Here is a 19,214-nt window from a genome sequence, read left to right as displayed (position 1 = left end):
CGCCTAGGGTGTAATCCCGCACGAGATTTCGGCGGTTGTGTACGTGACATATGGGCACAACAAGGCCAGAGTGAATATATGACCGAACAGGAAATGACCGAGCAGTGGTTAGAGGGCTGTGCGGTTCAGCGGATTATGTTCCGCGACGGTCTGGTGCTGAACTTCGACGATTACAACGAGCTGGTCATCTCGGTACCACTACAGCTGACTCTGCCGGCCATCGAAACCTCGCCCGCAGAAGTGGTCGCCATCGACCCAAACGACCCAGCCGACCACGAGCGTCCGCTCTTCGATTTCGCCGGGGCAACCTGCACAGCTTTCGTCTGGTATGACACCGGAGATCTCCATCTTGAGTTCTCCGACGGTCATCAGATCGACGTGCACCCCGATGATCGCGTCACCGCATGGGAACTGTATGGCAAATACCACGGATACGCCGCGTGCCTGGCGCCAGGCAAGCTGCGAGTTGTGCGGCATGACGTAGCCGACGCCAACGGCGACCAGTGAGGAAGCGGCAAATTGGCCAGAGCACGCCGGCGACGCGTCCCGGGAGGGGCGTTAGTCGCGCACGCGTAGTACGACCTTCCCCTTGGCGGTGCGATTCTCCAGCGATGCAATCGCCGCAGCGGCTTGGTCCAGTGGGTAGACCACTGGTTCGGGAGGAGGCAGCTTGCCCGAGCGTAGCAGCCGCTCGAGTTGTGACCACTGCTGGGCCAGCGCATCGGGGTGGGTCAGCGACCAGGCGCCCCAGCCTACCCCGACAACGTCAATGTTGTTGAGCAGAAGGCGGTTTACCTTCACGGTGGGAATCTCGCCGCCAGTGAAGCCGATGACCAACAGCCGTCCTCCCGCAGCAAGCGAGCGCAGCGAATCGGTGAACCGGTCGCCGCCGACCGGGTCTACGACGATGTCGACACCACGGCCGTTCGTCAGCTCCTGTACCGCGTCCTTGAACCCCTCGGCCAACACCACATCTGTCGCCCCGGCCACTGTCGCAAGCTCGGCCTTCTCCTGCGTGCTGACCACCGCGACGGTGCGAGACGCCCCGAGCGCCGGCGCTAGTCGCAACGTCGATGTGCCGATCCCGCCTGCCGCCCCGTGCACCAGCACCGTCTCACCGGCCTGCAGCCGGCCCCGGACCGCCAGCGCGAAGTACACCGTCAGGTCGTTGAACAGCACGCCCGCGCCCGCCTCGAAAGTCATGTTGTCCGGCAGCTTGAACACGCGCTCGGGCGACAATACCGCGACTTCGGCCATGCCGCCGGTGAGCATCGTGAGGCCGACAACCCTGTCTCCGGAACGCACTTGGCTGTTATCCGGCGCCGATCGAACCACTCCGGCGATCTCGGCGCCGAGCACGAATGGCGGCTCCGGGCGGTACTGGTAACGGCCACGGGTTAGCAGTGCGTCCGGGAAGGCCACGCCGGCAGCGTGCACCTCGATGACCACACCGGCGCTCGTGGGTTCCTCGACCTCGGCCACCTCGACCGCATCTGGTCCCTCCAGCCGAGTCACCCGTACCGCGCGCATGCCGACCAGCCTACTGGCGGGGGTGCAGACGGGCGCCAGCAGACGCAAAAGCCCCCGATTTCACTGAAATTCGGGGGCTTTGACGTCTGCTCGCCGAGGCTATTTGAGCTCGGACGACGACAGGCCCAACAGTCGGCGTGCGACCACCAGCTGCTGGATCTGCTGGGTGCCCTCGAAGATGTCCAGGATCTTGGAGTCGCGGGCCCACTTCTCCAGCAGTGATTGCTCGGAATACCCGGTAGTTCCTGCCAATTCGACGGTTTTGCAGGTGACGTCGCTGGCCATCCGGCCCGCCTTGGCCTTGCTCATCGAGGCTTCTTTGGAGTTGGGGATGTTGTTGTCGGCCTGCCAGGCTGCGCGCAGGGACAGTAGGTAGCTGGCCTCCCAGTCGGCCTCCATCCGCAGGAACTCGGCGGCCGCGGCGCTCTGGGTGTGTGAGGGCTTGTCGTAGGAGATCTCCACGCCGGCCCCGGTGAGGACACTACGGATTTCCTCCAGTGCGGCACGGCCGATCCCGACGGCCATGGCGGCCACAATCGGCCGGGTGTTGTCGAAGGTCTCCATCACCCCGGCAAAGCCCTTGCCGACCTCGATTTCCGGGTTCCCAAGTAGGTTGCCCTTGGGGATACGGGCGTTGTCGAACCGGATCACCGCAGTATCAGAACCCTTGATGCCGAGTTTGTGTTCAAGTCGTTCGACGGTCACGCCGGGATGCTCACGGGGCACGATGAACGACTTAATCGCCGGGCGGCCCAAGGATTTGTCCAGCGTGGCCCAGACCACGATGTGGGTGGCGCGGGAACCGGCGGTGACAAAGATCTTCTCGCCGTTGATCACGTACTCGTCGCCGTCGAGGGTGGCGGTCGTCGACACTGCCGCCGAGTCCGATCCGAATTCCGGTTCGGTGATGGCCATCGCTGCCCACACTTTGCCCAGCCGCTCCAGCTGCTCGTCGGTGGCTACCGCGGAGATGGCTGCGTTACCCAGCCCCTGATAGGGCAGCGACAGCATCATCGCGACGTCGCCCCAGCTGGCCTCCATCGTCTGTACCACGGCGGCCATGTTGGCACCGTTGTGGTTTTCGTCCTTGCCTTCGTCCTCGTCGCGAAGCGAATGGGCTCCGGCAAAGTTGAACGATTCGGCGGCGCCCTCGAACAAATTGATCAGGGTGTCGAGTTCGACCGGGTAGGCATGTTCCTTCAGGTCGTACTTGCGGGCTATCGGCCGCATCATCTCCGCAGCGCCCTGATGGGTCTTGACGATGATCGCCTGCAGCTTGCGCGGCAGTTCCAGATTTATTGCCATGATTGATCTTTCAGCTCGTTCTAGATGACAACAACGCCCTCGGCGACGCCGATGGCTCGCAGGTCGCGGTACCAGCGCTCAACCGGATGCTCCTTGGTGTAGCCGTGGCCGCCCAGCAGTTGCACCCCGTCCAGGCCGATCTGCATGCCCTTGTCGGAGCCAAGCCGCTTGGCTAGCGCCGCTTCCCTTGCGAACGGCAGACCCTGCTCGGCACGGGACGCCCCGCGCCAGGTGATCAGGCGCAGGCCGTCGAGCTCGATCGCGATGTTGGCGCACATGAACGCCACCGCTTGGCGATGAGCGATCGGCTCGCCGAAAGCCTGGCGTTGTTTCACATACGGGACGACGTAGTCGAGCACGGCGTGAGAGGTACCGACCGCCAGCGCCGCCCAACCCAACCGGGCCAGCGCAAGCGCCTCGGAATAGTCGTTGTCGCTGGCTTCGTCCTCGCCCAGCCGGGCGTTAAGCGGGACCGACACCCCGCAGAGTTCGACCTGGCCCAACGCCGCGCCGCGAATCCCCATGCTCGGATCCGCCTTGACGGTCAGGCCGCTGGCCGCGGACTCGACAATGAACAGTGCGGGCTTGCCGCCCAGCTGCGCGCCGACAATAAACAGCTCGGCGTCGGCGGCGGCCGGGATCAACGACTTCACGCCGTCGAGCCGGTAACCGGACGGGGTGCGCACCGCGGTGGTCTTCAGCCGGGTGGGATCGAATAGTGGCTGCGGTTCGGTGATGGCCACGCAGGCCTGCGGAACGTTCTCGCCGGCGAACTCTTTGAGATAGGTGGCCTGCTGATCGGCGCTGCCCCAATGGGTGAGCGCGGACGCCACCCCGCCAGGCGCCAGGATCGGCAGTGCCAGGCCCATGTCGCCATACGCCAGTGCCTCAGCCACCAGCACGTTGGTGACGCTGGAGCGGTGTTCGGCGATACCGTCGAAGTCCTCGGGGATGTTGATCGCGGTAATGCCCAGCTCGGCGGCCTTGGCGGTCAAGTCGGACGGGTAGGTCGCGGCGTCGTCGGCGTCGTGCGCGGCGGGTCGCAGTACCTCTTCGGCGAATTCGTCGACGGTCTCGATGATCAGCTTCTGGTCGTCATCGGGCGTCAGATCGAAGTAGTCTCGGCCGCTGGACTTCAGCCGGGTCGGTCCGCCCCGCAGGCCTTGCACCCGCTGGAACTGACGGGTGGCGGCGCCGGCAGTGGCAAACATCGTCTTCACGCCGTAGCGCAGTGATCGGTTCAGCGGATCGCGCAGGCGGTATTTGTCCAGGAACTCCTGGCCGACAATCGGGGTTAGCAGCGCCAGTGCGACGTCGATGCCGGTCCGTTTGTGGGGCGCCAGGCCGACACCGGTCGTGCGGCCGCGTCTATCGGTGCGTGCGCCGGAGGGTTTTGCAGCATTTGCAGCAGAGGTGGTGTTGGTCATACGGCAGCCTCGGTCATCGGGGTGATAGCGGACCACCCTATCTTACTCCGGAGTAAGATAGGGGTGCTTGTTAAGTTGTTCACATCCGGGACAAGCTGGTCAGCAAGGGCAGCCGGCGCTGGCCCCAGTGTCCGGCCGGTCCGTCGTACACGCCAGGCATCTGATAGCCGCATGCTTGGCAGCGGCCGTCCTCGGTGAGGGCGTAATGTCGTATCGAATACCAGTCGCGAACGATCACCGTTGCCCGGCAGCCTGGGCACGAGGTGCTGCCACCCACGGCATCGTGAACGTTTCCGGTGTAGACGAAGCGCAGGCCTTCGCCAATGCCGATCTCGCGGGCTCGGGTCAATGTGGCGGTTGGTGTAGCCGGGGTGTCCATCATCTTGTAGTCGGGATGGAACGCGGTGAAATGCACCGGCACGTCGACGCCCAGGTTTTCGCGGATCCATCTGCATTCGGCAGCGACTTCCGCGTCGCTGTCGTTACGTCCGGGAATCAGCAGGGTGGTGATCTCCAACCACACATTCGTCTGGTGCCGCAGGTAGGCCAGGGTGTCCAGGACGTTGCGCAGGTGACTGACGCAAACCTTGCGATAAAAGTCTTCGGTGAATGCCTTTAGGTCGACGTTGGCGGCGTCGACACGCCGGTAGAATTCCGCGCGGGGCTCAGGACACATGTACCCGGCCGTCACCGCGACGGCTTTGATTCCCTGGTCGTGGCAGGCGTCGGCTACATCGGCGGCATACTCCCAGAAGATCGTTGGGTCGTTGTAGGTGAATGCCACGCTGCGGCAACCCAATTCGTGTGCGGTCCGGGCGATGTCGGCCGGGGCCGCCCGACTGGCCAGGACGTCGATCTCGCGGGACTTGGAGATATCCCAGTTCTGGCAGAACTTGCACGCCAGGTTGCACCCGGCGGTGCCGAAAGACAGCGTCGCCGAACCTGGCAAGAAGTGGTTGAGCGGCTTTTTCTCGATCGGATCGACACAGAATCCGCTAGAGCGTCCGTAGCTGGTGAGCTTCACTTGATCGTCAAATCGGCCGCGGACGAAACACAGGCCACGCTGTCCCTCGTGAAGTTTGCATGCGCGTGGACATACATCGCACTGGATCCGGCTGTCGTGCAGTCGGTGCCAGTGTTTGGTTGCGATGGTGAACGGGTCGCTCATGGCGCTCTCGAGCGCCAGGTTACCCGGCGTTGAGCCGTGTCAGCACCTCGTCGTGCAACAGACCGTTGGTTGCAACGGCGCTGCCCCCGTGTGGGCCGGCGACGCCGTCCAGGCTGGTGAGCCGCCCGCCCGCCTCACGCACCACGATGTCCAGTGCCGCCAGATCCCATACCGACACTTGCGGTTCGGCGGCAATATCGACGGCGCCCTCGGCCACCAGGCAGTAAGACAGAAAGTCGCCGTAAGCACGCACGCGCCACACGGTATCGGTCAACCCGATGAAGCGTTCACGTAGACCCGGCCGCGCCCACCCGGACAGACTGGAAAACGACAAGCTCGCCGAATGCAGCTCTGCCACAGAGGAAACCGACAGCCGGTGTGGACGCGCACCATCGACGGATGCGAACGCGCCCCGGCCGCGTGCCGCCCACCACCGCCGTTGCAGCGCCGGCGCACTCACCACACCGACCGACGGGACGCCATCTTCAAGCAGCGCGATCAAACTGGCCCACACCGGCACCCCGCGCACAAAGTTTTTGGTGCCGTCGATCGGGTCTACGATCCACTGCCGTCCGGTGAAGGTCGTTGATCCGCCGAACTCCTCGCCCAAGACGCCGTCGCCGGGCCGGTCGCGGCCCAGCGTCTGGCGCACGTCGGATTCGACCGCCCGATCGGCGTCGGTCACCGGCGTCAAATCCGGTTTGGTGTCGATGCGCAGATCGAGCGCCCCGAACCGGACCCGCGTCAATTCGTCCGCACGGTCGGCCAGAGCCAGCGCAAGCATTAGATCGTCGTGGCTCACTGGTGCACCATCCTTTCGCCGAGCGTGTACCCAGTGCGATTTTTCGCGTGCGTTCTTGCACTGAGTTCACGCTCGGCGTAATAACGGCTCATGCCAGCAGTCCTACCATGGCCGGGTGGGATGGGAGTTTGGCGTGCTACTCATACTGATCGCGGTCCTAGCGGTATTTCTTGCTCCGCGGCTTATCCCGCGCGGCCCGCGGGGAGATCTGGCCAGCGGCACGCTCCTGGTGACCGGAGTCAGCCCGCGACCGGACGCAGGCGGCCAGCAGTATGTCACCATCGCCGGGATCATCACTGGGCCCACGGTCAATGAGTACGCCGTGTATCAGCGCATGGCCGTCGACGTCGACCAGTGGCCGACCGTCGGTCAAATACTTCCGGTGGTGTACTCGCCGAAGAATCCTGACAATTGGACGTTTACGCCCAACGGGCCGCCTGTCGGTTAGGCGCCGGGTTACCCTGCCGCGGGTGGGTGGGCCATCACCGTGAGCCGAACCCCGTATCGAGGTAGGACGCCGGAGGCTCGCCCTGCTGCCACTGGCACCCCCGGTACACCTGGCATCCCGTGCTCGGCCACGTCGGTCCCCGGGAGTGTGGTCAGGCCGGCGGGCGACAATGCCGAGACAGGGCGCGTCGAGGGCGCGGCCCAGCTCGGTGGGACCGATAGTTGCCCAATCGAGTTTGCCCGGCCGACACTCGCGAGCACCGTGTTGCCGACGCTCGCCGCACCGCCGGCACCCGACGCAGACACCCCACCGCCGGGACTGGTCGCGGAAACCAACTCGCCGATCCCAAAGTCGCCCGGTGTCACCTCCGCGGGATTCTCGTCGCCGACGTTCAAAAGGCCTAGGTTGCTCTCGGCCCCGATGGTCCCGGCAACAAAGGACTCGACATCCTGCGTCACACCTACCGTGGCATATCCAGCGAATATGGCGTCAAGGAAGGTGAAGTCCTCAGGGATGAAGCTCGGAATCGTCAGCGCTTGCAGCGCTTGGGTCACCGTCTCAATCAGCAGCGACAGTGGGTCGGTGGCCTGGCTGACCGCGGCGGCCTGAGCGGTCAGGCCGGCCGGGTTGGTGGTCTGCCGCGGCGGGGAGAACGGTGTCAGCAGGGCCGCAGCCGCTGAGGCGGTGGCGTAACCGTACATCGCGGCGGCGTCCTGGGCCCACATCTCGGCGTACTGTGCCTCGGTGGCCGCGATCGCCGCAGTGTTCTGGCCGAAGAAGTTCGTCGCGATCAGTGCTAGCAGCTGTATCCGGTTGGCCGCTACCACCGGTGGCGGCAGGGTCATTGCGTATGCTTGCTCGAAGGCCAGCGCTGCCGCCCTGGCTTGGATCGCTGTTTGCTGTGTCTTTTCGGCGGTCGTGTACAGCCAACCGATATAGGGAGCGGCCGTCACCGCCATCGATTCCGCTGCCGGTCCACGCCAATGCAAGGCGGCCAGTCCGGACAGCACCGATCCATATGCCTCGGCTGTGGTGGCCAACTCGGCGGCCAGCGAATCCCAGCCGCCCGCGGCAGCCAACAGCGATCCTGCCCCAGGGCCGGTGTACATCCGGGCGGAGTTGACTTCCGGTGGTAACAGTGCGAAATCCATTGTGTCTCAGCTCCTTACATTTGTGCGGATACGGTGTCGTGCTGGTCGAGAACTGAATGGGTCAAGGTGGAGTGCCAGCGGTGTTGCTGGCACTGGCCGTTTCGACGACGATGGCACCCCGGATGCCTGTGACCAACGCTGGGGGCACCGTCATCGCATGAGCCTGCTCGAATGCCGCCGCCGCCGCTCTGGCTTGGGTAGCGGTCTGCTTGGTCTGCGCGGCGGTCCGCTCCAGCCATTCCACGTATGGAGCCGACATGGCCAGCATCGACGTGGACGCCGGGCCCCACCAGTGCATACCGGTCAGACGCGCAATCACCGAGCCGTAGTTCTCTGCTGCGGATGCTAACTCCGCGGCCAGCGCATCCCAGCTGGCCGCGGCAACCAACATTGAATTCGGTCCGGGACCGCTGTACATACGCGCGGAGTTGATCTCCGGTGGTAAGAACGCGTAGTCCATTACTCCGCAGGCCCCTAACGTCGATTGCGCACCCAGCCCAATTCGGACCTCGGTGTGGGCATGCGGGAGACGGCAGTGGCTCCCCCCATGGTCACGAGCGGCTCCGAGTGGGCTCCGCTCGGGCGCAGGCCGGCTGATACTTGTTGACCAGTGCGGCAACTCGTGCCGCGGCCAGTGTACAACTGGGCGGGCAGGTTGTATGGCAGTCGACTGACGGCGGATCGGAGATTGATCGACGCCGTGCCGGCCGCATCGAGATGCGCTCTCACAGCGCGGCTATGCCCAAATATTCTGTGGGTCAAGCGATATGCAGCCGATGGACGGCCGCTGGTTCGGCAGCTGTCGGCAACTGTAAGCCATTTCTGGGACTTTGCTGTGAAAAGCTGGGCGATGGTTGTGGACCTGGACGAGCCACCCGTGCGATAGGTGAGATTCATTCTCGCCCTGACGGGTTGCGTCTGTCATCGGTCGATAAGGACTAACGGCCCTCAGGTGGGGACCAACGCCCCTGGGAGATAGCGGTCCCCGCCAGTAACGTACCGCTGAACCGACGGGATGTATCCGCCCCAGCGAAGGAGACGGCGATGAGCGATCCTCGGCCAGCTCGGGCAGTGGTCGTTGGTATCGACGGGTCAAGGGCGGCAACGCATGCGGCGTTGTGGGCGGTCGATGAGGCGGTGAACCGAGACATTCCGCTGCGACTGGTGTACGTCATCGATCCGTCCCAACTGTCCGCCGCCGGCGAGGGCGGTGGGCAATCAGCGGCCCGAGCGGCGCTGCACGACGCCTCTCGGAAGGTCGAGGCCACCGGGCAACCGGTCAAGATCGAAACGGAGGTTCTGTGCGGCAGGCCGCTCACCAAGCTGATGCAGGAGTCCAGGTCCGCGGCGATGCTGTGCGTCGGTTCGGTGGGGCTTGATCATGTCCGCGGTCGCCGGGGTTCGGTCGCGGCGACCCTGGCTGGGTCGGCCTTATGCCCCGTGGCGGTGATTCACCCGTCGCCGGCCGAGCCAGCGACAACCTCCCAGGTCAGCGCGGTTGTCGCGGAGGTGGACAATGGTGTGGTGCTGCGGCACGCATTCGAGGAGGCCAGGCTGCGCGGAGTTCCGCTGCGGGCCGTGGCTGTCCACGCTGCTGAAACACCCGATGACGTCGAACAGGGCAGCCGGTTGGCGCATGTACACCTGAGCCGTCGGCTCGCCCACTGGACCCGGCTCTACCCCGAGGTGCGGGTGGATCGGGCCATCGCCGGCGGCAGTGCGTGCCGTCATCTGGCCGCCAACGCAAAGCCGGGTCAGCTGTTCGTCGCGGACTCACACTCCGCGCACGAATTGTGCGGTGCATACCAGCCCGGATGCGCCGTACTTACGGTACGCAGTGCCAACTTGTAGGGAGCGGATCTTGGGAGTGGTGCCCTGGTGGTAAAGGTCTTCTTGGTCGATGACCACGAGGTGGTGCGTCGTGGTCTGGTTGACTTGCTTGGGGCCGATCCCGAGCTTGACGTCGTAGGTGAGGCGGGTTCGGTCGCCGAGGCGATGGCCAGGGTTCCTGCCGCGCGCCCAGATGTCGCGGTGCTGGATGTCCGGTTGCCCGATGGCAACGGCATTGAACTGTGCCGCGATCTGTTGTCCCGCATGCCCGATCTGCGCTGTCTGATCCTCACGTCCTACACCTCTGACGAGGCCATGCTAGATGCGATTCTCGCCGGTGCCAGCGGATATGTCGTCAAAGACATCAAGGGAATGGAGTTGGCGCGCGCCGTCAAAGATGTGGGCGCTGGACGGTCGCTGCTGGACAATCGGGCCGCGGCCGCGCTGATGGCCAAGCTGCGCGGTGCCGCCGAGAAGCAGGACCCGCTATCAGGCCTTACCGACCAGGAGCGGACGCTACTGGGCCTGCTTAGCGAGGGCCTGACCAACAAGCAGATCGCCGACCGAATGTTCCTAGCCGAAAAGACGGTGAAGAACTACGTGTCGCGGTTGCTGGCCAAGCTGGGCATGGAACGTCGGACGCAAGCCGCGGTATTCGCGACGGAGTTGAAGCGCTCGCGGCCACCCGGTGATGGACCATGACAACAGGGGGCCTCGTCGACGAAAACGACGGCGCCGCAATGCGTCCACTGCGTCACACGCTCTCCCAACTACGCCTGCACGAGCTGCTGGTCGAGGTGCAGGACCGGGTCGAGCAGATCGTCGAGGGCCGGGACCGCCTCGATGGTCTGGTGGAGGCCATGCTCGTGGTCACAGCGGGCCTGGACCTGGAGGCAACCCTACGCGCTATCGTGCATTCAGCGACCAGCCTTGTCGATGCGCGCTATGGCGCTATGGAGGTGCACGACCGGCAGCATCGGGTATTGCACTTTGTCTATGAAGGCATCGACGAGGAGACCGTTCGGCGGATCGGCCACCTACCGAAAGGCCTAGGCGTCATCGGGCTGCTCATCGAAGATCCCAAACCGTTACGGCTGGACGATGTTTCTGCGCACCCGGCCTCGATTGGTTTTCCGCCGTATCATCCGCCGATGCGTACCTTCCTCGGGGTACCGGTTCGGGTGCGCGATGAATCGTTCGGCACTCTGTACCTGACTGACAAGACCAACGGGCAACCGTTCAGCGACGACGACGAGGTTCTGGTCCAGGCGCTGGCGGCCGCCGCGGGTATCGCAGTCGCGAATGCCCGGCTCTACCAGCAGGCTAAGGCGCGTCAGTCGTGGATCGAGGCCACCCGTGACATCGCCACCGAGTTGTTGTCCGGCACCGAACCCGCGACGGTGTTCCGGCTTGTCGCCGCGGAGGCGCTCAAGCTGACGGCGGCTGACGCTGCCCTGGTAGCCGTTCCCGTCGACGAGGACATGCCTGCCGCTGACGTGGGGGAGCTGCTGGTGATTGAAACAGTCGGCAGCGCTGTGGCTTCCATTGTTGGGCGAACGATTCCGGTGGCGGGCGCGGTGCTGCGGGAGGTCTTCGTCAACGGCATTCCGCGACGGGTCGACCGGGTCGATTTGGAAGGCCTGGACGAACTGGCCGACGCAGGTCCGGCGCTGCTGTTGCCGCTGCGGGCCAGAGGTACCGTAGCGGGTGTCGTTGTTGTGCTGAGTCAAGGCGGTCCAGGGGCTTTCACCGACGAACAACTCGAGATGATGGCCGCGTTCGCCGACCAGGCCGCGCTGGCTTGGCAATTGGCCACTTCGCAACGTCGGATGCGCGAACTCGACGTACTGACCGACCGGGATCGTATCGCCCGTGACCTCCATGACCATGTCATCCAGCGGCTCTTCGCGATTGGCCTGGCTTTGCAGGGTGCTGTCCCGCACGAACGTAATCCTGAAGTGCAGCAACGACTCTCGGACGTGGTAGACGATCTGCAAGACGTTATACAGGAAATCCGGACCACCATTTATGACCTGCACGGAGCATCGCAGGGTATCACTCGGCTCCGGCAGCGAATCGATGCGGCCGTAGCCCAATTTGCCGACTCGGGGTTGCGCACCAGCGTTCAATTCGTGGGTCCATTGTCGGTGGTCGACAGCGCGCTCGCCGATCAGGCCGAGGCGGTGGTTCGGGAAGCGGTCAGCAACGCGGTTCGCCATGCGAAGGCCAGCACGTTGACCGTCCGGGTCAAAGTCGACGACGACTTGTGCATCGAGGTGACCGACAACGGCCGCGGGCTGCCCGACGAGTTCACCGGAAGCGGCTTAACGAACCTGCGGCAGCGGGCAGAGCAGGCCGGCGGCGAATTCACCCTCGCGAGCGTACCGGGCGCGAGCGGAACAGTGCTGCGATGGTCAGCACCGTTGTCGCAGTAGCTCTTCCGGCCACTCAACGACCTGGGACAGTTCGCGCCGTGGCGTCGGTGGCAACGGGTCGGCATTGATCGGTGCCCAACCCACTCGCAGCAGCATCTGGGGGTAGCCGCCGGCGCCGAACACCTCGGCACGGACCGCGTCGCGGGTCTTGGCGATCTCCAGCGGTTCGGTGATCGGGCAGCACGCCAGCCCCATTGCCGTCGCGGTCAACAAGACGATGCTGGCGGCCTCGCCGGCGCGCAGCCGGGCCAACCGGTCGTCTGTCTCGGTGCCTAGTGCCAGGATCGCGGCGCCGTCGTCAGCGGGTAAGACGTCGGACGGCTGAGACAGACCGGGCCCGGCGAACAGGCGACCGGGGATCGGGGCACTGGGGTCTGATGGCGGCTCGTTGCGGGCGGGAACCCCGGCCACTGAACCGTAGCGCCCACTCCAAATGGTGAGCTCGCGCAGATATTCCTCGTCGGTCACGTGGTCCAAGACAGCCTGCGCCACAATGGCTTTCATTCGGTCTAGGGCACTGACCTGCCGCAGCATGACCCCGCCACGGGCTGCTCTTGCGGCCATCAACGCGATGTCACCTCCTGGCACCGGCCAGCAACTGTAGGCGCGCCGATCGGTGCGTCGCCGCGGTATGGCCGCCGCCAAGGCGACATCGGCCTGATCGGGAACAAGCGGTTGTACCCCGATGGTGGCCAGATGGCAGCGGTCCTTGGGATCGGGGAAACGGTTTACCTTGGCCTGCCAGCCCAGCGACGCCAAAGCGACGACGCAGTGGTGCAATGCCACACCACAGCTGAGGATCAACTCACGCCCGTCCGGATCGGTGCTACGCAGCTGCATATCGGGTCTAGAGAACAGCTCCAGACTCGTCGGGCATACCCGCCACCGCCACGGCTGCGTGTTGTGGATGGAGGGGGCCCGGACGGCCAGGGTGAGAACCGTTCGCACGGTTTCGGCGTCCGGGAAATGGGTGTTCATGGCTGCCGGGCCTTTCCCATCAACGGCTGCGGTCATCTATTAAGGATCGCGCGTCGACAGCCGCGGTGGCAGAGCACGAAGGCTCGCCAGCGGAGGACCTTTGGCCCTGCCTCAACGGCTCCTCGCAGCGGAGAGTGGTACTGACGGTTGCAGATAATCCGGATCACCGGGGAAGGCGCTGACCATGAATCACCTAACGACACTTGACGCCGGGTTTCTCAAGGCAGAAGACGTGGATCGGCACGTGAGTCTGGCAATCGGCGCTCTGGCGGTCATCGAGGGGCCGGCTCCCGATCAGGAAGCCTTCTTATCGTCGCTCGCTCAACGCCTACGTCCCTGTACCCGGTTCGGGCAGCGGTTACGCCTGCGCCCGTTCGACCTCGGTGCACCCAAATGGGTGGACGATCCCGACTTCGATCTTGGCCGTCATGTGTGGCGCATCGCCTTGCCGCGGCCTGGCAACGAAGACCAGTTATTCGAGCTGATCGCCGATCTGATGGCGCGTCGTTTGGACCGGGGTCGACCGCTGTGGGAGGTCTGGGTCATCGAAGGCCTGGCGGACAGCAAGTGGGCGATCCTGACCAAACTGCACCACTGCATGGCCGACGGAATCGCGGCGACTCACCTGCTAGCTGGGCTCTCCGATGAAAGTATGAGCGACAGCTTCGCGAGCAACATCCACACGACCATGCAGTCGCAATCCGCATCTGTGCGGCGGGGTGGATTCCGTGTCAATCCAAGCGAGGCGTTGACCGCGTCGACCGCCGTGATGGCAGGCATCGTTCGCGCGGCCAAGGGTGCCAGTGAGATCGCGGCCGGCGTGCTAAGTCCCGCCGCGTCGTCGTTGAACGGGCCGATCAGTGATTTGCGTCGCTACAGCGCAGCAAAGGTCCCTCTCGCCGACGTCGAACAGGTGTGCCGGAAATTCGACGTCACCATCAATGATGTTGCGCTTGCCGCGATTACGGAAAGCTACCGCAACGTCCTCATCCAGCGGGGTGAGCGGCCTAGGTTTGATTCGCTGCGTACGCTAGTGCCGGTCTCGACGCGTTCCAACAGCGCTTTGAGCAAGACCGATAACCGTGTTTCGTTAATGCTGCCCAACCTGCCGGTGGATCAAGAGAACCCGCTGCAGCGGCTGCGGATCGTGCACTCGCGGCTGACTCGGGCCAAGGCGGGGGGACAGAGACAATTCGGAAATACTTTGATGGCGATTGCCAACCGCCTTCCGTTCCCCATGACCGCATGGGCGGTCGGGCTGTTGATGCGGCTGCCGCAGCGTGGTGTTGTCACCGTGGCGACAAATGTGCCGGGTCCACGACGGCCGCTGCAGATTATGGGCAGACGGGTGCTTGACCTATACCCGGTTTCGCCGATCGCGATGCAACTGCGCACCAGTGTCGCGATGCTCAGCTACGCCGACGACCTGTACTTCGGGATCCTGGCCGACTACGACGTGGTAGCAGATGCCGGCCAGCTGGCGCGAGGAATTGAAGACGCCGTCGCACGGCTGGTGGCGATCAGTAAGCGGCGCAAGGTGACTCGCAGGCGCGGAGCGCTATCGCTGGTTGTGTGACGAGGCCTCGCAGGCAAAGGTCTGGCTGCGGTCCGGTTCCGGACCGAACCTGAAGTGGCGGCCGGTGATCTCCCACGGGATCACCCGCACACAGTGACGTTTCAGCGTCGCGGTCCACGGTAGTAACTGGGCGCGTTCGGCTTCGCGGACCCCCGCGTCGGTCGTCAGCACCTGGGCGCGAACCTTGACGATCACGCTCCAGCCCTCGGCAACGTTGTGGTCGTCCGCCTCGAAAGCCACCGCGCACTTCGCGACGGCTGAAAATAATTTGGCGCCCTCCGCGGTACGAAACAGCACGGTGCGGCCTTGCACCACGAAATTGACTGGAAGATCCCAGGCTCATCAGCAAAGGTGGTAACTAGCCGACCGAGTGCAACGCTGCCCAGCCGGTGCCAACTTTCGTCTTCTGACAGCACGGTAACGGAATCGTCGATCATGGCTCAACCGTTCGACTTGACTCACCAAGAATGCCCGCGAAACACCCTCGGTGCCTCACGTAAATATGCCCGCGACATGGTGACCGTCGTGAGGCATGGGAAGTGGGTTGTCGATGAGATCTCGCGCGGAGGTCACCAGCAGGTACGCCAAGGCGTATGTGCAGGCTTTGAAGAAGAGCCGGGGCCGGATTTTCGACCAGGTGGTTGACCTGACGGGCTAGTCACGTGATAACGCGCGGCGCCGGCTTGTCGCAGCGGCCAAGCTATCGCCGGGGCTGGGCCGCAGTGTTGCCAAGCGGCGGCGCAAACCGCGTTCGCTGAAGTACTCCTATGACGCGCTGAAGGTGTTGCAGAGGGTGTGGTCCGCCTCGGGTGGGCAGTGCGGGAAGTATCTTGCCGCCTCGATGGTGCTGCAGCTTGATGGGTTGGAACGTCACGGTGTGTTGGAGTTTGGGCGTGACCGCTATGGCCCCGAGGTGCGTGAGGAGCTGTTGGCGATGAGTGCGGCCAGCATCGATCGTTATCTGAAGACCGCGAAGGCCAAAGACCAGATATCGGGTGTGTCGACGACGAAACCCTCACCACTGCTGCGTAATTCGATCAAGGTTCGCAGGGCCGGCGATGAGGTCGAGGCGGAGCCGGGGTTCTTCGAGGGCGACACCGTCGCCCATTGCGGTCCGACGCTCAAAGGCGAGTTCGCCCACACCCTGAACTTGACCGACGTGCACATCGGATGGGTGTTCACCCGCACCGTCCGCAACAACGCCCGTACCCACATCCTCGCCGGGCTCAAAGCTTCTGTCACCGAGATCCCGCATGGGATAACGGGTTTAGATTTCGACAACGGCACCGTGTTTCTCAACAAGCCGGTCATCAGCTGGGCCGGCGACAACGGTATCTACTTCACCCGCTTTCGCCCGTACAAGAAAAACCACTAGGCCACCATCGAGTCCAAGAACAACCACCTGGTCCGCAAGTACGCGTTCTACTACCGCTATGACACCGCCGAGGAACGCGCCGTGCTCAACCGGATGTGGAAGCTGGTCAACGACCGCCTCAACTACCTCACCCCGACCATCAAACCGATCGGGTATGCCAGCAGCGCCGACGGCCGCCGCCGACGCCTCTACGATGCCCCACAGACGCCGCTGGACCGGCCACTGGCCGCAAGGGTGCTCTCCGCGGCCCAGCAGGCCGACCTGATCACCTACCGAGACAGCCTCAACCCCGCCCAGATCGGCCGCAAAATCGCCGACCTGCAGAACCGACTCCTCATCTTGGCCAAGGAGAAAACCGAGCAGCTCTACCTCGCTAACATCCCCACCGCCCTACCCGACATCCACAAAGGCATCCTGATCAAGGCGGGCTGAACCAACCCGTTTCACGGGCATTTCTATCTGAGGCATTACGCCCTTTCTCGGGCGTCTGGCGAATCTGCAAGACGCTGTCCAGCGGCCGCCGTGGTGTGGGGGCGGGAACTGCTGCCAACGGCGGGGCTATCCCTACCCGGATCAAGGCTTGCGGCTCGCCTCGCTGCCTCGTCAGGCCCCGCACGATGTCACGACTGTCACTGGATTCGATCAGATGGGTCAACGTGCAGGTAGCCATGCCGGCCATGGTGCACTCGAGTAGGATGGTCGACAGCACTTCGCCACACCTCAGTGCGTCGGCTCGCGTGTCGCTAGGGGTCGACAGCACAAGGACTTTCGATCGGTCATCAGCTAGCTCGGCACGGCGATTCTGGTAGCTCCGGACCGGGAAGTCACGGCCCAGGTCAACCCGCAAGCGTTCGGCGTCTGATGCCAGCGTATCCGGCGGCACACCATGGGCCAGCACGAACGGTGAAGTCCACCATTCGAGTTCGGCGTGATAGTACGGATCGTCCCGCCGCAGGACTTCGCTGAGTTGTGACGCTACCACCAGTCGTGTTCGCTGGTCGTCGGATACCACATCAAGCATCGCAACGTCTTTGTCGACGGCGTCGCGCAGCGCGGGCTCAAACAGGTGCCAGTACATCGGGCTGTCAAACGGAAGCCGATCGGTTCGGCGCTGCAGAATCGCCTGGGCGCGGTTTCGCTGTCCCGCCGTGACGTGATCGATGGGACTGAATTCGACGGTGGCCAACTGGTCAGGTTGGTTCGGCTGGGGAAAGCGAGTGATATTCGCCTGCCAGTGCGCGGCCGTCATGGCGATGCGAAGGTGATCGAGTACGGCACCGCAACTGATGATCGCTTGCCGGCCGGAATGGTCGGTGGCCGGCACCGTTCGGTGGCGGTTGACGAACAGGTGCACAGTAGTGTGCTCGGAGCCGCTTTCGGCCACCCAACGCCAGGGCTGGCTGTTGTGCACCGACGGCGCCCGGCATGCCAGCAAGACTGCGTTCTTGAGCACCTGTATGTCCACAACGTTGACGGTATGGTCATCCGGTTTGATCAAATAGGGTCATTGGTCCTCTCAATGAAATCCCTTGCGTCACTGTCGTTTCAGCGGTGTCTGCGCGAGAATTCTAGTTTGGTCGCGGCGCTGGACCGGCTCGATGCTGCGGTCGATGAGCTGAGCGCTTTGTCGTTTGATGCGTTGACCACTCCGGAGCGGGATCGCGCCCGTCGCGACCGGGACCATCATCCTTGGTCCCGCTCCCGCTCGCAGTTGTCGCCACGAATGGCGCACGGTGCAGTGCACCAATGCCAGTGGCCGAAGGCGGTTTGGGCTGTCATTGACAATCCATGAAGATGCCTGCCGCATCATATCCGTTGTGCTCGTTGTTCTAGAAGTCCGGCGTGCTGAGCCATCGGTGCGTCACGATGTGTCGATTCATTCGGTAACGATTGTTTAGTTAACCCTTGTACGAGACCCTTCTGGGCGGCTGATTGGGCTGGGGTTGCGATGGTTTTGGGCTTTTCGTGGCTGCCGCCGGAGATCAACTCGGCGCGCATGTTTGCCGGAGCCGGCTCGGGGCCGTTGTTTGCGGCGGCCTCGGCGTGGGAGGGGCTAGCCGCGGATTTGTGGGCATCGGCATCGTCGTTTGAGTCGGTGCTCGCCGCGTTGACGACTGGGCCGTGGACCGGTCCGGCGTCGATGTCGATGGCTGCTGCCGCGTCTCCGTATGTCGGGTGGTTGAGCACGGTGGCGTCGCAGGCGCAGCTGGCGGCCATTCAGGCTCGCGCGGCAGCGACGGCGTTTGAGGCCGCGTTGGCGGCCACGGTGCATCCGACGGCGGTGACGGCGAATCGGGTGTCGCTGGCGTCGTTGATAGCGGCGAACGTTTTGGGTCAGAACACCCCGGCGATCGCAGCCACGGAGTTCGATTACCTGGAGATGTGGGCTCAGGATGTGGCTGCGATGGTGGGCTATCACGCTGGGGCAAAGTCCGTGGCGGCGACGTTGGCGCCATTTAGTCTGCCGCCGGTGAGCTTAGCCGGGTTGGCCGCGCAGGTGGGTACCCAGGTTGCCGGGATGGCGACGACGGCGTCGGCTGCCGTGACGCCGGTGGTCGAGGGTGCGATGGCGTCGGTGCCGACCGTGATGAGCGGGATGCAGTCGCTGGTGTCGCAGCTGCCGTTGCAACATGCGTCGATGTTGTTTCTCCCGGTCCGCATCCTGACGTCGCCGATAACGACGTTGGCGAGTATGGCGCGTGAAAGCGCGACCAGGTTAGGTCCGCCGGCTGGCGGGTTGGCTGCCGCGAATACGCCGAACCCGAGTGGTGCGGCTATTCCGGCGTTCAAGCCGCTAGGCGGTCGGGAATTGGGTGCGGGGATGTCCGCTGGCTTAGGGCAGGCTCAGTTGGTGGGGTCGATGTCGGTGCCGCCGACGTGGCAGGGGTCGATACCCATTTCGATGGCTTCTTCAGCGATGTCCGGGTTGGGTGTGCCGCCTAACCCAGTCGCGCTGACGCAGGCGGCCGGGGCCGCCGGTGGTGGTATGCCGATGATGCTGATGCCAATGAGTATTAGCGGTGCCGGCGCTGGTATGCCCGGTGGGCTGATGGATCGTGATGGTGCGGGTTGGCATGTCACGCAGGCACGTCTCACTGTGATTCCACGAACCGGGGTTGGCTAGCAGCGCGGGTCAGTATTCGTAGTCCGGTCTGTGTGACGGAGGTCGGAGCGGGCTCCGGCTCGACA

Annotated in this window: 17 protein-coding genes, 2 pseudogenes and 1 other annotated feature; of the genes and pseudogenes, 9 read left to right on the top strand and 10 right to left on the bottom strand. The window is 64.1% G+C overall.

Annotated elements, in window-relative coordinates:
* The first annotated feature begins 78 nt into the window (after positions 1-78).
* The gene (locus Rv3142c; RefSeq protein ID NP_217658.1) at positions 79-507 is read left to right on the top strand and encodes a hypothetical protein; all 429 of its coding nucleotides are present in this window, start codon (positions 79-81) and stop codon (positions 505-507) included.
* Positions 508-558: 51 nt separating this feature from the next.
* On the opposite strand, the gene fadB4 is transcribed toward Rv3142c, so the two are convergent.
* The 5 genes from fadB4 to Rv3137 all read right to left on the bottom strand — a co-directional run bounded on the left by fadB4 (position 559) and on the right by Rv3137 (position 6,232).
* A complete protein-coding gene (gene fadB4 / locus Rv3141; RefSeq protein ID NP_217657.1) occupies positions 559-1,530 on the bottom strand; it encodes an NADPH quinone oxidoreductase FadB in 972 nt (323 codons plus the stop codon).
* Positions 1,531-1,629: 99 nt separating this feature from the next.
* Positions 1,630-2,835: an acyl-CoA dehydrogenase FadE23 gene (gene fadE23, locus Rv3140; RefSeq protein NP_217656.1), complete on the bottom strand. Its 1,206-nt coding sequence runs from the start codon at positions 2,833-2,835 to the stop codon at positions 1,630-1,632.
* Between the two features lie 20 nt (positions 2,836-2,855).
* On the bottom strand, positions 2,856-4,262 hold the full coding sequence (fadE24, locus tag Rv3139) for an acyl-CoA dehydrogenase (protein ID NP_217655.1): 1,407 nt from the start codon (positions 4,260-4,262) through the stop codon (positions 2,856-2,858).
* Between the two features lie 79 nt (positions 4,263-4,341).
* Positions 4,342-5,430, bottom strand: a complete 1,089-nt coding sequence (gene pflA, locus Rv3138) for a pyruvate formate lyase activating protein PflA (protein NP_217654.1) — start codon at positions 5,428-5,430, stop codon at positions 4,342-4,344.
* 19 nt (positions 5,431-5,449) lie between these two features.
* The gene (locus tag Rv3137; RefSeq protein NP_217653.1) at positions 5,450-6,232 is read right to left on the bottom strand and encodes a histidinol-phosphatase; all 783 of its coding nucleotides are present in this window, start codon (positions 6,230-6,232) and stop codon (positions 5,450-5,452) included.
* Between the two features lie 115 nt (positions 6,233-6,347).
* Here Rv3137 and Rv3136A point away from each other — a divergent pair, with 115 nt between their 5' ends.
* Positions 6,348-6,680 (top strand): hypothetical protein, encoded by a 333-nt coding sequence (locus tag Rv3136A; protein YP_007411850.1) that lies wholly within the window; start codon positions 6,348-6,350, stop codon positions 6,678-6,680.
* An 8-nt stretch (positions 6,681-6,688) separates the two neighbouring features.
* On the opposite strand, the gene PPE51 is transcribed toward Rv3136A, so the two are convergent.
* Positions 6,689-7,831, bottom strand: a complete 1,143-nt coding sequence (gene PPE51, locus Rv3136) for a PPE family protein PPE51 (protein YP_177935.1) — start codon at positions 7,829-7,831, stop codon at positions 6,689-6,691.
* Between the two features lie 61 nt (positions 7,832-7,892).
* On the bottom strand, positions 7,893-8,291 hold the full coding sequence (gene PPE50 / locus Rv3135) for a PPE family protein PPE50 (RefSeq protein YP_177934.1): 399 nt from the start codon (positions 8,289-8,291) through the stop codon (positions 7,893-7,895).
* A gap of 584 nt (positions 8,292-8,875) precedes the next feature.
* Between PPE50 and Rv3134c the strand changes: the two genes are divergently transcribed.
* The 3 genes from Rv3134c to devS are packed head-to-tail and all read left to right on the top strand — an operon-like array spanning position 8,876 to position 12,096.
* A complete protein-coding gene (locus Rv3134c; RefSeq protein NP_217650.1) occupies positions 8,876-9,682 on the top strand; it encodes a universal stress protein in 807 nt (268 codons plus the stop codon).
* A gap of 27 nt (positions 9,683-9,709) precedes the next feature.
* Complete coding sequence (gene devR / locus Rv3133c; RefSeq protein ID NP_217649.1) at positions 9,710-10,363, top strand: two component transcriptional regulator DevR; 654 nt, start codon at positions 9,710-9,712, stop codon at positions 10,361-10,363.
* Positions 10,360-12,096: a two component sensor histidine kinase DevS gene (gene devS, locus Rv3132c; RefSeq protein ID NP_217648.1), complete on the top strand. Its 1,737-nt coding sequence runs from the start codon at positions 10,360-10,362 to the stop codon at positions 12,094-12,096. The genes devR and devS overlap by 4 nt, the downstream gene beginning before the upstream one ends.
* Here the strand turns inward: devS and Rv3131 are convergent.
* Positions 12,076-13,074 carry an NAD(P)H nitroreductase gene (locus tag Rv3131; protein NP_217647.3) on the bottom strand — a complete coding sequence of 333 codons (999 nt, stop codon included), beginning with the start codon at positions 13,072-13,074 and terminating at the stop codon, positions 12,076-12,078. The two genes, devS and Rv3131, sit on opposite strands and share 21 nt — an antisense overlap.
* A gap of 184 nt (positions 13,075-13,258) precedes the next feature.
* Between Rv3131 and tgs1 the strand changes: the two genes are divergently transcribed.
* Complete coding sequence (gene tgs1, locus Rv3130c; RefSeq protein NP_217646.1) at positions 13,259-14,650, top strand: diacyglycerol O-acyltransferase; 1,392 nt, start codon at positions 13,259-13,261, stop codon at positions 14,648-14,650.
* On the opposite strand, the pseudogene Rv3129 reads toward tgs1, so the two are convergent.
* Positions 14,633-15,087, bottom strand: a pseudogene (locus Rv3129). The gene tgs1 and the pseudogene Rv3129 sit on opposite strands and share 18 nt — an antisense overlap.
* A gap of 356 nt (positions 15,088-15,443) precedes the next feature.
* Positions 15,444-16,457 (top strand) — a sequence feature (This ORF corresponds to a fusion of MTCY164.38 and MTCY164.39c. Has in-frame amber stop codon).
* Between Rv3129 and Rv3128c the strand changes: the two are divergent.
* Positions 15,444-16,457, top strand: a pseudogene (locus tag Rv3128c). Its footprint overlaps the feature before it by 1,014 nt.
* On the opposite strand, the gene Rv3127 reads toward Rv3128c, so the two are convergent.
* On the bottom strand, positions 16,444-17,478 hold the full coding sequence (locus Rv3127; RefSeq protein NP_217643.1) for a hypothetical protein: 1,035 nt from the start codon (positions 17,476-17,478) through the stop codon (positions 16,444-16,446). The pseudogene Rv3128c and the gene Rv3127 overlap by 14 nt on opposite strands.
* 24 nt (positions 17,479-17,502) lie before the next feature.
* On the opposite strand from Rv3127, the gene Rv3126c reads away from it, so the two are divergent.
* Both Rv3126c and PPE49 read left to right on the top strand, forming a co-directional pair.
* Positions 17,503-17,817, top strand: coding sequence for a hypothetical protein (locus tag Rv3126c; RefSeq protein ID NP_217642.1), 315 nt, complete (start codon positions 17,503-17,505; stop codon positions 17,815-17,817).
* A gap of 156 nt (positions 17,818-17,973) precedes the next feature.
* Positions 17,974-19,149, top strand: a complete 1,176-nt coding sequence (PPE49, locus tag Rv3125c; protein YP_177932.1) for a PPE family protein PPE49 — start codon at positions 17,974-17,976, stop codon at positions 19,147-19,149.
* Positions 19,150-19,214 lie beyond the last annotated feature (65 nt).

The sequence above is a fragment of the Mycobacterium tuberculosis H37Rv genome (assembly GCF_000195955.2).
Classification (GTDB): Bacteria; Actinomycetota; Actinomycetes; order Mycobacteriales; family Mycobacteriaceae; genus Mycobacterium; species Mycobacterium tuberculosis.
Note: the sequence above shows the minus strand (reverse complement) of the source record. Positions and strands in the feature narration are given on the sequence as shown.

What these genes read in the sequence shown, in the direction of transcription:
- PPE51 (YP_177935.1), bottom strand. Translation starts at nt 7,831, where the DNA reads ATGGATTTCGCACTGTTACCACCGGAAGTCAACTCCGCCCGGATGTAC.
- PPE49 (YP_177932.1), top strand. Translation starts at nt 17,974, where the DNA reads ATGGTTTTGGGCTTTTCGTGGCTGCCGCCGGAGATCAACTCGGCGCGC.
- tgs1 (NP_217646.1), top strand. Translation starts at nt 13,259, where the DNA reads ATGAATCACCTAACGACACTTGACGCCGGGTTTCTCAAGGCAGAAGAC.
- fadE24 (NP_217655.1), bottom strand. Translation starts at nt 4,262, where the DNA reads ATGACCAACACCACCTCTGCTGCAAATGCTGCAAAACCCTCCGGCGCA.
- Rv3131 (NP_217647.3), bottom strand. Translation starts at nt 13,074, where the DNA reads ATGAACACCCATTTCCCGGACGCCGAAACCGTGCGAACGGTTCTCACC.
- fadB4 (NP_217657.1), bottom strand. Translation starts at nt 1,530, where the DNA reads ATGCGCGCGGTACGGGTGACTCGGCTGGAGGGACCAGATGCGGTCGAG.
- PPE50 (YP_177934.1), bottom strand. Translation starts at nt 8,291, where the DNA reads ATGGACTACGCGTTCTTACCACCGGAGATCAACTCCGCGCGTATGTAC.
- fadE23 (NP_217656.1), bottom strand. Translation starts at nt 2,835, where the DNA reads ATGGCAATAAATCTGGAACTGCCGCGCAAGCTGCAGGCGATCATCGTC.
- Rv3126c (NP_217642.1), top strand. Translation starts at nt 17,503, where the DNA reads ATGGTCATCCGGTTTGATCAAATAGGGTCATTGGTCCTCTCAATGAAA.
- pflA (NP_217654.1), bottom strand. Translation starts at nt 5,430, where the DNA reads ATGAGCGACCCGTTCACCATCGCAACCAAACACTGGCACCGACTGCAC.
- Rv3142c (NP_217658.1), top strand. Translation starts at nt 79, where the DNA reads ATGACCGAACAGGAAATGACCGAGCAGTGGTTAGAGGGCTGTGCGGTT.
- devS (NP_217648.1), top strand. Translation starts at nt 10,360, where the DNA reads ATGACAACAGGGGGCCTCGTCGACGAAAACGACGGCGCCGCAATGCGT.
- Rv3134c (NP_217650.1), top strand. Translation starts at nt 8,876, where the DNA reads ATGAGCGATCCTCGGCCAGCTCGGGCAGTGGTCGTTGGTATCGACGGG.